Genomic DNA, 12,956 nt, shown 5'->3' with positions numbered 1-12,956 from the left:
TAAGCACGCCGCCAGCGTTCGTCCTGAGCCAGGATCAAACTCTCCAACAATGAACAGTTTAATCGAGGCAAATTAATGCTCTCAAAGGAACCTCATACGAGGTTCAATACATAAGCTCTACTGGCTTAGTTCACTAGCACACTGTTGAGTTCTCAAGCAACACACCCCGACCAACCCCGGACCCAAGGCCCAGCGTCACCCGAAGCGGGTTATTCCTGGCAGTTTTTGGTGGGACACCCACTCAATCGCGATCCGCGAGAGCTTGGTTCGTGTCCCGGTGGCCACCCGGTTTCCCTGGCGACTTGGAGAACTTTACATGCCCCGAAAGGGCCCGAAACAGGGGGGTCCCTTAACAAGATCAGCGCAGGTCAGGCCCCATGACGGAGCCCGTCCGAGGCTCAGTGTGCCCCGAACCGGCCGGGAGCGCCACCGAAAGAACATTGCTCCGACTACATTGCACCGTATTGCTCCGGGCCAAAGCTCCGCTTAGCGTCGGCCGCATGAGACTCGCGCACGACGACCTCGGTCCGAAGAACGGACGACCGGTCCTCCTCGTCCACGGCCACCCCTTCGACCGCTCGATGTGGCGGCCCCAGGCCGAGCACCTGGCGCGCAGCGGCTACCGCGTCGTGACCCCCGACCTGCGCGGCTACGGACAATCGAAGACCCAGGACACGAAGACCGGCCTCGACGTCTTCGCGAGCGACCTCGTCGACTTGGCCGACCACCTGGAGCTGGACCGGTTCGTCCTCGGCGGCCTCTCCATGGGCGGCCAGATCGTCATGCAGCTGGTCGAAGACCACCCCGGCCGGGCAAGTGCCCTCGTCCTGGCCGACACCTTCGCCGGCCTCGACACCCCCGAGGCCAAGCAGGCCCGCTACGACACCGCCGACCGGATCACCGCGGAAGGCATGGAGCGCTACGCCGAGGAGCTCCTGCCCAAGATGATCTCGAAGCAGACCCGCGCGACCAGGCCGGACGTCGAAGACCACGTCCGCACGATGATGCGCAGTGCCCCACAAGAGGGAGCCGCGGCCGCGCTCAGGGGACGCGCCGAGCGCCCCGACTACACGCCGGGGCTGAGCGACATCGACGTCCCCACCCTGGTCGTCGTCGGCAGCGAGGACGAGTTCACCCCCGTGGCCGACGCCGAGCTCATCCACCGGGCGACCAGGGCTTCCACCCTGGTGGTGATCGAGGGCGCGGGCCACCTGCCTAACCTGGAGCGCGAGACCGAGTTCGACGAGGCACTCAGCACCTTCCTGACCGACAGCGGAGTTCACCCATGACCCAGCAGACCGTGTTCGTGACCGGCGCGAGCGCCGGCTTCGGTGCCGCCATCGCGCGCCGGTTCGCCGCCGAGGGCGCCCGCGTGATCGCCGTCGCCCGCAGCGCCGGCAAGCTCGAGAAGCTGGCCGGCGAGCTCGGCGACGCCGTCCTCCCGGTGCAGCTCGACGTCAGCGACCCGGAAGAAGTCAAGAACACCATCGGCACGCTCCCCGGCGACTGGAAAGCCGTCGACGTCCTGGTCAACAACGCCGGCCTGGCCAAGGGCCTCGAGCCCGCGCACAAGGCCGACCTCCAGGACTGGGACGAGATGATCGCGACCAACGTCCGCGGCCTCACGCACGTCACGCGCGCGCTGCTGCCGGGCATGGTCGAGCGCGGCCGGGGGCACGTGATCAACATCGGCTCGATCGCCGGCACCTACCCCTACCCCGGCGGCAACGTCTACGGCGCGACCAAGGCGTTCGTCCACCAGTTCAGCCTCAACCTGCGCAGCGACCTGCACGGCACCGGCGTGCGCGTCACCAACATCGAGCCCGGCATGGTCGGCGGCACGGACTTCTCGAAGGTCCGCTTCGACGGCGACCAGGCCAAGGCCGACAAGGTCTACGAGGGCACCACCCCGCTGACCGCCGACGACGTCGCCGAGTCCGTCCACTGGGCCGCGAGCCAGCCGGCACACGTGAACATCAACGTCATCGAGCTGATGCCGGTCGTGCAAAGTTTTTCCCCGTTGCAGATCTTCCGCGACAACTCTTGACCACCCGCGCCGGGACCGGCAGCATCGGGTCACCGCCGTCGTTCGAAAGCACGTCCGAACTTCGGAGGTACCCATGGCATCCCTGTCCCGGCGCACGGTTCTGGCCGGCCTCATCTGGGACGGCGACCCGGCGCGCGGCACGTCGGTCTTCGACGGGCTGGAGAAGGAACCCGGCAGCATCACCGTGGTCAACGACGCGACCCACGGCCAGTGCTTCCGGTACGAGACCTGGGACAACCCGGACGGCACCAAGGAACGCTGCGAAAGCCGCGGCCTGCGGCTGCCGGACGGCGGCGTCTACCGGCCCGGCAGCGGCACACTCGGCGAGGTGCAGTACCTCGGCTGGCGGGCGAACTGGACCGTGAACCCCAACGCGGGCAAGTGGATCGCCGTCTACCAGTTCCACATCTCCGGGGAGAGCGGCTCGCAGGCCCAGTCCGGGCCGTTCGTGCTGCGCACGCTCGGCGACGGCAAGCTGTACTTCCAGCTGACCGGGCCGAGCGGCGCGAACAAGCACATCTGGTCGGCCCCCTTCCCGGTCGACACCTGGAACTCCTTCGCCATCGGCTACAAGGTGTCCAAGGGCACCGACGGCTGGTGCGAGTTCTACGTCAACGGCAAGCAGCAGACGTTCTCGAACGGCCAGACCCGCTACCCGGGCCCGACGCTGTGGGGCGACCACGTCAACCACAAGTGGGGCGTCTACCGCTCCGGCGGCAACAACGGCCACGCGACGGCCCTGCTGAACCACGCCAAGCTCGGGCGCACCTACGCGGACGTCATCGCCTGACCCGGTCCGAAGAGGTCGTACAACGCCTGCTGACCCGGGTCCAGCTCGGTCAGCAGGCGTTTCGCCCGCGGCCGCCCGCCGGTCGACGGGTACCGGAGCACCAGCTCGCCGATGCCCGCCAGCTGGTCCAGCAGCTCCCGCACCGACAGGTTCATCCCCGCCCGGTCGGCCTCGCGCCGCATCAAGTGGGTGACGGTCGCGGCGAGCACCGAGACCAGGCCGTGCGCCGCGATCCGCTGGCGCGTCCACTCCCAGCGCGGGGTCGGGCCGGTGACGGCGGGCCCGGTCAGCCAGCGGAACGTCGATTCGAGGTGGGTGCGGGCCCGGTAGGCGGTGACCACGTCGCCGATGGGCCAGTCCCGGTCGGTGACCAGCACTTGCTTGCCGAAGAACTCGTCGTCCAGCCGGGCCAGTGCGGCGGTGTCGATCCGGCGCTCCACCCGGATCTCGCCGGGCCGGTTCCCGCTCAGGACGGCGGTGAGCACGCGCTCGATGCGGCGGCCGCGGGTCACCCGGCCGATCTCGGCGTGGACCTGGGCCCGGTCGCCGCGGTGGGTGCCCGCCGCCAGGGCCTCCGCGAGCCCGTCGAGCTCGCGGGTCGCGGTGGCCAGCTCGTCGGCGAACGCGCGGGACTGCGCCGCGTGCAGCGTCGCCGAGTGGGTCAGGATCACCCGCCGCCGGACGCCGTCGACGACCGCGTGCGTGTCGAGCGCGGTGAGGCCGGCGAACCGCTCGGGATCGACGCGCTTGCGTGCCGACGCGGGCTGGGTCAGCAGCTCCGGGTGGTCGGTCAGCGGCAGTGACCCGACGAAGCCGCTGCGCGAGCCCAGGTCCAGCTGGGCCGCCTGCCCCGCGTGGAAGACCAGCGTGGCCGGACCCAGCCCCGCCATGACCGAGGCGAACGTCGGCGCCGTGCCGTCGTCGCGCCGGTACAGCCGGGACGCCAGGGGGATCGCGCCGTCGCGGGTCACCCGCAGGCCCGCTCCGGCGAGCACGCCCCGGCAGGCCGACGGCAGCGTGCAGTCCGCCGGGGCGAAGGCCGCGAACTGCGGGACGTCGACGGCGAGCGCCGCGTGGTCCTCGAGCACCGCCAGCACGGCGGCGGCGACGGTTTCCTCGATGCCGGCGATGCGTTCGGGGGTGAGCCGTTCCAGGGCCCGCCACAGGCCATCCACTGTGGACAGCCGGGGCCGGACGAGGTCCGCGGCCGCGCTCGCCTCCCACCACGAGCCGATCGGCGTCTCCGGAGCGGTCGCGCGGTGCAGCACCGCGACGGCGAGGGTGAGCCCCAGTGACGGCTTCGCGCGCACGACGTCGTCGACGCGGGCGACGAAGTCCAGCCGGGACAGCGTCGCCCACACCGCGGCGACGTCGCCGTACGTCCGGTACGACGCCGAGGCGGGTTCGCCGCCCGGGACGGCGCGCGCGATCTCGTCGGCCGTGCCGAGGTAACGCTGGGTCACCACCCGCGGCTTGCCGTCCACGCGGGCGGACTCCGCGAGGTAGTAGTAGGTCCGTCCGCCGATCTTCTTCCCGACCACCGATGCCACCCTTTAGGTAATACACGCCCGGGCGCTGATCGACAACCACGCGAACCCGCTGACCTGCGACGACAATCACCCGCGCCCCGGAGCCACCCGAGGTGCGGAACACACCCTGGCTGGTCCCGCGAGGACGGTCCTAGCGTGGGTGGAATGGGACCCGAACCCGACGCCACCGCCCCGACCGCCTCCGCGATGCGCCGCGCGCTCGCCCGGGCGCGTGACGGGAAGACACTCGACGTAGCCGAAGCGAGCGTCCTGCTGCACGCTCGCGGTGACGACCTCACCCAGCTGTCCGAGTACGCCTCGCGCATCCGCGACGCGGGTCTGGCCGAGGCCGGGCGCGCCGGCGTCATCACCTACAGCAAGAAGGTGTTCATCCCGCTGACCCGGCTCTGCCGCGATCGCTGCGGCTACTGCACGTTCGTCACCGTGCCCGGCCGGCTCGAATCGCCGTTCCTGTCCCCCGACGAGGTCCTCGACATCGCCCGCAAGGGTGCCGAGATGGGCTGCAAGGAAGCCCTCTTCACGCTCGGCGACCGGCCCGAGGACCGCTGGACGGCCGCCCGCGAGTGGCTGGACGCGCACGGCTACGACGACACGCTCTCCTACGTCCGCGCGATGGCGATCCGGGTGCTGGAGGAGACCGGCCTGCTGCCGCACCTCAACCCCGGCGTGCTGACCTGGCAGGACTTCCAGCGGCTCAAGCCGGTCGCGCCGTCGATGGGCATGATGCTCGAGACCACCGCGACCCGGCTGTGGAGCGAGAAGGGCGGGCCGCACTACGGGTCCCCGGACAAGGACCCCGCGGTCAGGCTCCGGGTGCTCGAGGACGCCGGGCGCAGCAGCGTCCCGTTCACCACCGGGGTGCTGATCGGCATCGGCGAGACGTTCGAAGAGCGCGCCGACGCGCTGTTCGAGATCCGCAAGGTCGCCAAGACCTACGGCGGCATCCAGGAAGTCATCGTGCAGAACTTCCGGGCCAAGCCGGACACGAAGATGCGCGCGACGCCGGACGCCGACCTCGAAGAGCTCGCCGCGAACATCGCCGTCGCGCGGCTCGTGCTCGGCCCGAAGATGCGCATCCAGGCGCCGCCGAACCTGATCGGCAACCAGTACGACCTGATGATCCGCGCCGGCATCGACGACTGGGGCGGCGTCTCGCCGCTGACCCCGGACCACGTCAACCCGGAACGCGCCTGGCCGCAGATCGACGAGCTCGCCCGCCGCACCGAGAAGGCCGGGTTCGAGCTCAAGGAACGGCTCACCATCTACCCGGAGTACGTCAAGGCCGGCGAGCCGTGGCTGGACCCGCGGATCACGCGGCACGTCGCCGCGCTCGTCGACTACGACACCGGGATGGCCCGCGAAGACGCGCTGCCGGTCGGCATCCCGTGGCAGGAGCCGGACGGCGGCTGGCAGGAGTCCGGCCGCACCGACCTGCACACCGAGATCGACACCAGCGGCCGCACCGAGGACCGCCGCAGCGACTTCGACTCCGTGTACGGGGACTGGAAGGAGATCGGCGACCGGATCAAGACCGGGCCGCAGAAGTTCGACTCGACCGTCCTGGAAGCCTTGCGCAGCGCGGAAAAGGATCCCGCCGGGCTCTCCGACGACGCCGCGCTGGCCCTCCTGTCCGCCGAGGGCAAGGAGCTGGACGCGTTCACGAAGCTCGCCGACGACCTGCGGCGCGAGACGGTCGGCGACGACGTCACCTTCGTCGTCACGCGGAACATCAACTTCACGAACGTCTGCTACACGGGTTGCCGCTTCTGCGCCTTCGCGCAGCGTCGCACCGACGCCGACGCGTACACGCTCTCGCTGGAGCAGGTCGGCGATCGCGTCGACGAGGCGTGGGCCGCGGGCGCGACCGAAATCTGCATGCAGGGCGGCATCCACCCGGACCTGCCGGGCACCGCGTACTTCGACCTCGCGGCCGAGGTCAAGCGCCGTCAGCCGGAGATCCACCTGCACTCCTACAGCCCGATGGAGGTCGTGAACGGCGCTTCGCGGACCAACCTGTCGCTGAAGGACTGGCTGATCAAGGCCAAGGAAGCCGGTGTCGACTCGCTGCCGGGCACGGCCGCGGAGATCCTCGACGACGACGTCCGCTGGGTGCTCACCAAGGGCAAGCTGCCGACGTCGGAGTGGATCAAGGTCGTCACGACCGCGCACGAGGTCGGGCTGCCGACGACGTCCACGATGATGTACGGCCACGTCGACACCCCGGCGCACTGGGTCGCGCACCTCAAGCTGCTCGCGCGGCTGCAGCGGGAAGGCCTGGAGAAGCACGGGCGACGCGGGTTCAGCGAATTCGTGCTGCTGCCGTTCATCCACCAGAGCTCGCCGATCTACCTGGCCGGCCTGGCCCGCCCGGGCGCGACGCAGAACGAGAACCGGGCGGTGCACGCCCTGTCCCGGCTGCTGCTGCACGGCATGATCGACAACATCCAGAGCTCCTGGGTGAAGCTCGGCACCGAAGGCAGCCGGGCGGTGCTGCAGGGCGGCGTCAACGACATCGGCGGCACGCTGATGGAGGAGACGATCAGCCGGATGGCGGGCGCGTCGCACGGGTCGTACAAGACGATCAGCGACATGCGCGCGATGGTCGAGCCGCTCGGCCGCCCGCTGGTCCAGCGCACCACGGGTTACGGACGGCCGTCGGCCGAACGGCTCGCGGCGGCGGAAGCTTCGGACGGTGTTGCGACGCAAGTGCGCAAGCCGCTGCTGCCGCTCCTGACGCCGTGAGGTGGGGCGGGCGCCCTCAAGGGCGCCCGCTACCCTTCCCCGCATGGGGGTTTCTCGTTTCGCACCACTTCTCGTCGTCGCGCTTCTCGCGGGGTGCAGCACTCCGCCGCCACCACCCGCGCCGGTGCCCACGACGACACCGAGCCCGACGTACGGGCCGCCGCCGTCGAGCGGGCTGTCCCTTTCGGTCGGTCAGGTCGAAGCCGGGCTCGGGCACCGCGCCAGCGTGCTGACGCTGACCAACCGGGACTCCGCGCCACGCAAGGTCACCGGCTACCCGGACTTGAAGATCCTGGCGGGCGACGGCGCGCCGCTCGACGTCCAGGTCCTGCACGAGACTTCCTACTTCGCGCCCGATCCGGGCCCGCAGGACCTGACTCTCCAGCCGGGTGAGAAGGCGCTGTCGGTGCTCGCCTGGTCGGCGACCGTCACCAGCGGCGACCAGCACACCGGCGCCGCGATCTCGGTGGTTCCCGTTCCGGGCGAACCCGCGCAGAAGCAGCCCCTGGAGACCGACCTCGGCACCACCGACACCGTCAAGCTCAGCGCGTGGGCCAGCAGGATCGGTAACTGACGACCGTGTGTCACCGCTCACAAACCGACGGTTGACCAGCGGCCTTTTGTGCTACCTCTGTTCCTTCACCGCCGGAAGGGACCTCGACGATGAGCACCTCCGTAGCGCCACTGGAAATGGTCGACACCGACCGCTACCCGCTCACCGATCCGGACCGCTCCGCGTGGCGGGAGACGGTCGGCCGCACCCGCGCCGAGCTGGCCGAGGCCGGCTGCAGCGTGCTCGCCGACTTCATCCGCCCCGAGCTGCACGACCTGTTGCGCGAAGAGTGCGCGGCGCTCGAACCGCACGCCTACACGAAGATCGAAAAGGTCAACGCCTACAACACCGCGATCGACGAGCCGCTGCCCGGAGACCACCCCGGCCGGGTGATCATGGAACGCGGCAACGCCTTCGTCGCGCGCGACCGCATCCCGCCGTCGTCGATCATCAGCCGGCTCTACACCAGCCCGTTGTTCCGGCGGTTCGTCGCGGACTGCTTCGGGCTGCCGGAGCTGCACGAGCTGGCCGACCCGCTGTCCGGGCTGACGCTCAACGTGATCGCGCCCGGCCGCGCGCACCCGTGGCACTTCGACACGAACACCCACACCGTCAGCATGCTGACGCAGGCGGCGGACGACGGCGGGACCTTCGAGTACTGCCCCGGTATCCGGTCCGCCGCGGACGAGAACTTCCCCGCCGTGCGCTCGGTGCTGGCCGGCGACACCCGGCCGGTCCGGCGGCTCGCTCTCCGGCCGGGCGATCTCCAGCTCTTCAAGGGCCGCTTCGCGTTGCACCGGGTCAGTACGGTGAAGGGCGGGGTCGCCCGTCACTCGGCGATCTTCGCCTACAGCGAGCGCCCGGGGGTGATCGGCAGCGCGGAGCGGACCCGGCAGCTGTTCGGCCGCGTGCTGCCCGCCCACCTCGCCGGACGCACCGTCCGGGGTGACGAACTGCTCGACTAGATCAGGAGCCTGGCCTGTGCCTTTCGACTCGACCGGCAAGATCTCGTTCGACCACATCTACACCGCACCCGACCCGCGCCCGTTCTTCGGCACGCTGCGCCGCGTGGACTACGGCATCCCCCAGCTGGCGAAACCGTACTTCGCGAAGTTGATCGCCGCCCACCCCGCCGAGCGCCCCACCGTCCTCGACATCGGCTGCTCGTACGGCGTCAACGCCGCCCTGCAGCGCTGCGCCGCGACGATGGACGACCTCTACGCCCACTACACCGACCCGGCCGTGCGCGCGCTGGACCACGCGGCGCTGGTCGAGGCCGACCGGCAGCGCGTCCACCCCGGCGGCCCGCGGTTCCACGGACTCGACAACTCGGCCCCGGCCCTCGAGTACGCGCTTTCCGCCGGCTTCCTCGACGAAGCGATCCACGCGGACCTCGAACGCGACGACCCCGACAGCACCCAGCAGAAGCTCCTGGACGACGTCGACCTCGTCATCTCCACCGGCTGCGTCGGGTACGTCACCGAGAAGACCCTCGCCCGGGTCGCGCGCGCCGCCCGGCCGTGGATGGCCCACTTCGTGCTGCGGATGTTCTCCTACGAGCCGATCGCCGAGAGCCTCGCCGAACTGGGGTACGAGACGGCGAGCGTCGAAGGTGTCTTCCGGCAGCGGCAGTTCGCCTCCGCCGAAGAGCAGGCACAGATCCTGGACACGCTGAGCGCGGCCGGGGTCGACCCCACCGGGCTGGAGTCCGACGGGTGGCTCTACGCGCGGTTGTATGTTTCCCGACCTACGGGCTTGCCCGAACTCGAACTTCCCAACCCAGAACTCCCCGACGTAGAAGGATGACCGTGAGCAGTCCGGAATGGTCCACCCACACCTTCGGCAACGAGGACCGGCTCCCCCGCGTCCCCGTCCCCACCCTGGAAGACAGTGGCCGCCGCTTCCTCGAGTGGTGCGCTCCGCTGCTGACACCGGAGGAGCTGGCGGAGACCGAAGCGGCGGTCGCGGAGTTCCTGGCGGGTCCCGGGCCGGCGCTGCAGGCCCGGCTCGAGGAGTACGACCGCTCGCCCGGCGTGCGCAGCTGGCTCGACACGTTCTGGCCGTACCGCTACCTCGGCCGCCGCGACCGGATCGCGCTCAACGCCAACTTCTTCTTCCTGTTCCAGGATTCCCCGCTCGGCCAGGTGGAGCGCGCGGCCGAGCTGACCGCGTCCGCGGTGGACTACAAGCTCAAGCTCGACGGCCAGCTGGTGCCGCCGGTGCTCCTGCGCGGCACGCCGCAGTCGATGGTGCAGCACCAGTACCTGTTCTCGGCGACGCGGATCCCGGGCGAGCTGCTCGACACCTCGCGCACGCGGTTCCCGTCGCCCGAGCGGCACATCGTCGTGTTCGTGAAGGGCACGCCGTTCCGGCTGGACGTCCTCACCGAAGACGGCCGCCCCTACTCGCCGGCGCAGCTGGCCGACAGCCTGCGCGCGATCCTCAAGGACGACCACGTCACCGACGTCCCGGCCGGGCCCCTCACGACGAAGGCGCGCGCGGAGTGGGCCGCTTCGCGGGCCGCGCTGCTCGAAGCGGGCAACGCCGGCGCGCTGGAAACCATCGAGACCGCGTTGTTCTGCGTGTGCCTGGACGACTTCACGCCGGCGGACGCGCTCGAAGCGGGCGACCGGCTGCTCTACGGCGACAACCGCTGGTACGACAAGGCCGTGTCGCTGATCGTGTTCGAAGACGGCACCGCGGGGATCAACGTCGAGCACTGCGAACTCGACGGCACGACGATCCTCGGCTTCACCGATGCGCTGTTGAGCGGTTCGCGCGAGGAGCGCGAACCGGCGGACGGCGTCCCCGGCTACGACGTCGTCGAGTTCGCGCTGACCGACGCCCTCCGCGAAGACGCCCGCGCCGCCCGGGAAGCCTTCGAGGCCTACGCGGACGCGACGGCGACGGCGACCGTGTCGTTCGACTTCGGGGCGAACCGGGCGAAGGAGCTGGGGATGTCCCCGGACGCCTTCGCGCAGATGGCGTACCAGCTGGCGCACCGCCGCGCGAAGGGCCTGACCGGCGCGACCTACGAGTCGATCGCGACCCGGCAGTTCCAGAACGGCCGGACCGAGGCCATGCGGGTCGTCACGCCCGAGGTCGTGCGCTTCGCCGACGTCTTGACCTCCGGCGCCTCCGCGGAAGAGAAGCGCGAAGCGTTCCGGGCCGCGGCGGCGAAGCACGTTGCCCGCGCGAAGGAGTGCCAGGCCGGGGACGCGCCGGAGCAGCACCTGTGGGAGCTGCAGCTGATCGGCAAACGCGGTGGCGACACCGAAACCCCGGCCCTCTACACCTCGCCGGGCTGGCTGAAGATGCGCGACGACTACCTGAGCACCAGCTCGGCGCCGTCGGTCCACATCCAGTACTTCGGCTTCGGCTCGACCAGCCCGCAGTGCATCGGCATCGCCTACGTGCTGCTGCCGGACCGCTGGAACATCTACCTGAGCACGCCGAAGCACGTCTCGGCGGAGATGGACCGCTTCGCCGGCGAACTCACGAAGGCGGTCGCCGAGCTGCAGGAGCTACTGGCCCAGTAGGCGCCGCAACCAGGTCAGCCGGGCGGCGACGGCCGCCCGGCTGAGCGCCGCCTCGGGCACCATGGCGTCGAAGCCGTGGAAGCCGCCCGGCCAGACGTGCAGCTCGGCATCGCCGCCCGCCTGCCAGATCCGGCTCGCGTAGGCGACGACCTCGTCGCGGAACGTCTCGGCCGTGCCGACGTCCAGGAACGCCGGCGGCAGGCCGGAAAGGTCCTCGGCGCGGGCCGGTGCGGCGTAGGCCGGGACGGCGCGGCGATCACCCAGGTACGCCGTCCAGCCGACGTGGTTGGCCGTCCGGTCCCACAGGCCGCGGCCGTCGAGGTCGACAGCCGACGCCGAGTCGTTGCGGTCGTCGAGCATCGGGCAGATCAGCAGCTGCCCGATCGGGAGCGGGCCGCCGCGGTCGCGGGCCAGCAGGGTCGTCGCGGCGGCCAGGCCGCCGCCCGCGCTGATGCCGCCGATCACCGGGGTGCCCAGGTGCTCGGCCGTCCACAGTAGACCGGCGTAGCAGTCCTCGACGGCCGCCGGGTACGGGTGTTCCGGCGCCAGCCGGTACCCGGGCGAGACGATGGCGAGGCCGAGTTCCCCGGCCCAGCCCAGCAGGCTGGGGACGTCCGGGCCGAGGTGGCTGCCGACGATCAGCCCGCCGCCGTGCACGTGGTAGAGGACGCCGGCCGGGGCCCGGTCCGCCGGCGTGACGACCAGCAGCGGCACGGCACCGGCGCGCTCCTCGCGGAAGGTGAACCCGGGGTGGGCGGCCGCCAGCTCCGCGACGGTCCGGAAGTCGGCCGCGACGAGTTCGCGCCGCGCGGGGATGTCGTCGAGCGTCACCAGCGGGGTCCGGCCGGCGCGCAGCTCGTCGACGACCGCGGCCAGCTCCGGGTCGAACGACGGCGGTTTCACGCCGTGGGGTCCGAGACGACGAGGACGAGCGAGCCCTCGAACGCCGGCTGCTCGCGGAGCTTGCCGTAGCGGCGTTCCCACGTGCCGTCGTCGAGGTCGTGCCGCAGTTCCGCGGCGAAGCGGTGGTGCACGCGATCGTCGACGAAGCTCCACGCCGAGCACGACAGCCGCGCGCCCGGGTCGAGGAGGCGTTCGGGGCGGGCGTAGTAGGCCTCGTTGAAGCCGTCGGTGCAGTCGATCGGGATGGGCACGCCGACCACCGAGGTGCGCCCGCCGAGGCCGTCGGCGATGTCGTCGACCGACGGGTAGCGCCCGGCCTCGGTTTCGATCACTTCGGGCGCGTAGTCGAGCAGCCAGAAGCGGCGCAGCAGTTCCGGGTCGCAGGTGAGGATGGCGATCGGGCCGCGCGTGACGCGGCGCATCTCCTTGAGGCCGGCCCACAGGTCGTTCCACTGGTGCACGCTGAACGTGCTCATCGCGCCCTCGAACGCCCGGTCCGGGAACGGGAGCTTCTCGGCGACGGCGTCGACCGCCGGCGGCAGGCCCGCCGGACGCTGCGCCCGCATCGAGGCCGACGGCTCGACCGCGGTCACTTCGCGGTCTTCCGGTTCGTACGCGCCGGCGCCCGCGCCGACGTTCAGCACGGTCCGCGCGTCACCCAGTGCGTCGGCGATGTACCGGCCGATCCGGGGATCCGGCTTGCGGTAGTCGGTGTAGACCCCGCCGATGGCGCCGTAGTCGGCGTCCCCGGCGCTCCCGTCCGCACGTCGCTGGCTCATGTCCAGAAACTAGCAGCGGAACGCGGCTGCCCGGTCGTTGCTCCGCGGGGTGT

General features: G+C 70.9%; 11 protein-coding genes. 8 read left to right on the top strand and 3 right to left on the bottom strand.

The annotated features are described in order from the left end of the window. Positions 1-500: 500 nt before the first annotated feature. From AB0M30_RS35095 to AB0M30_RS35085, 3 genes are all read left to right on the top strand, one after another. Positions 501-1,289 (top strand): alpha/beta fold hydrolase, encoded by a 789-nt coding sequence (locus tag AB0M30_RS35095; protein WP_364592969.1) that lies wholly within the window; start codon positions 501-503, stop codon positions 1,287-1,289. Continuing rightward, a complete protein-coding gene (locus AB0M30_RS35090) occupies positions 1,286-2,047 on the top strand; it encodes an SDR family oxidoreductase (RefSeq protein ID WP_364592966.1) in 762 nt (253 codons plus the stop codon). The genes AB0M30_RS35095 and AB0M30_RS35090 overlap by 4 nt, the downstream gene beginning before the upstream one ends. Positions 2,048-2,120: 73 nt before the next feature. Next, positions 2,121-2,837 carry a heparin lyase I family protein gene (locus tag AB0M30_RS35085; protein WP_364592963.1) on the top strand — a complete coding sequence of 239 codons (717 nt, stop codon included), beginning with the start codon at positions 2,121-2,123 and terminating at the stop codon, positions 2,835-2,837. Here the strand turns inward: AB0M30_RS35085 and AB0M30_RS35080 are convergent. Beyond that, positions 2,816-4,378 (bottom strand): transposase, encoded by a 1,563-nt coding sequence (locus AB0M30_RS35080; RefSeq protein WP_364592960.1) that lies wholly within the window; start codon positions 4,376-4,378, stop codon positions 2,816-2,818. The two genes, AB0M30_RS35085 and AB0M30_RS35080, sit on opposite strands and share 22 nt — an antisense overlap. 153 nt (positions 4,379-4,531) lie before the next feature. Between AB0M30_RS35080 and AB0M30_RS35075 the strand changes: the two genes are divergently transcribed. From AB0M30_RS35075 to AB0M30_RS35055, 5 genes are all read left to right on the top strand, one after another. Then, a complete protein-coding gene (locus AB0M30_RS35075; RefSeq protein WP_364592958.1) occupies positions 4,532-7,129 on the top strand; it encodes a bifunctional FO biosynthesis protein CofGH in 2,598 nt (865 codons plus the stop codon). 43 nt (positions 7,130-7,172) lie between these two features. Then, a complete protein-coding gene (locus AB0M30_RS35070) occupies positions 7,173-7,703 on the top strand; it encodes a DUF4232 domain-containing protein (RefSeq protein WP_364592955.1) in 531 nt (176 codons plus the stop codon). A gap of 89 nt (positions 7,704-7,792) precedes the next feature. Beyond that, positions 7,793-8,647, top strand: a complete 855-nt coding sequence (locus AB0M30_RS35065; protein WP_364592952.1) for an arpA protein — start codon at positions 7,793-7,795, stop codon at positions 8,645-8,647. Positions 8,648-8,663: 16 nt separating this feature from the next. After that, a complete protein-coding gene (locus tag AB0M30_RS35060; protein ID WP_364592949.1) occupies positions 8,664-9,488 on the top strand; it encodes a class I SAM-dependent methyltransferase in 825 nt (274 codons plus the stop codon). Further along, complete coding sequence (locus AB0M30_RS35055; RefSeq protein WP_364592946.1) at positions 9,485-11,221, top strand: choline/carnitine O-acyltransferase; 1,737 nt, start codon at positions 9,485-9,487, stop codon at positions 11,219-11,221. Before AB0M30_RS35060 ends, AB0M30_RS35055 begins: the two co-directional genes overlap by 4 nt. Here the strand turns inward: AB0M30_RS35055 and AB0M30_RS35050 are convergent. Both AB0M30_RS35050 and AB0M30_RS35045 read right to left on the bottom strand, forming a co-directional pair. Continuing rightward, the gene (locus AB0M30_RS35050) at positions 11,207-12,124 is read right to left on the bottom strand and encodes an alpha/beta hydrolase (protein ID WP_364592943.1); all 918 of its coding nucleotides are present in this window, start codon (positions 12,122-12,124) and stop codon (positions 11,207-11,209) included. The genes AB0M30_RS35055 and AB0M30_RS35050 overlap by 15 nt on opposite strands. Continuing rightward, positions 12,121-12,903: a methyltransferase domain-containing protein gene (locus AB0M30_RS35045; protein ID WP_364592940.1), complete on the bottom strand. Its 783-nt coding sequence runs from the start codon at positions 12,901-12,903 to the stop codon at positions 12,121-12,123. Before AB0M30_RS35045 ends, AB0M30_RS35050 begins: the two co-directional genes overlap by 4 nt. Positions 12,904-12,956 lie beyond the last annotated feature (53 nt).

Source organism: Amycolatopsis sp. NPDC051716 (genome assembly GCF_040681595.1).
Taxonomy (GTDB): Bacteria; Actinomycetota; Actinomycetes; order Mycobacteriales; family Pseudonocardiaceae; genus Amycolatopsis.
The sequence above is the reverse complement of the archived record's forward strand: the minus strand, read 5'-3'. Positions and strand labels throughout refer to the sequence as shown.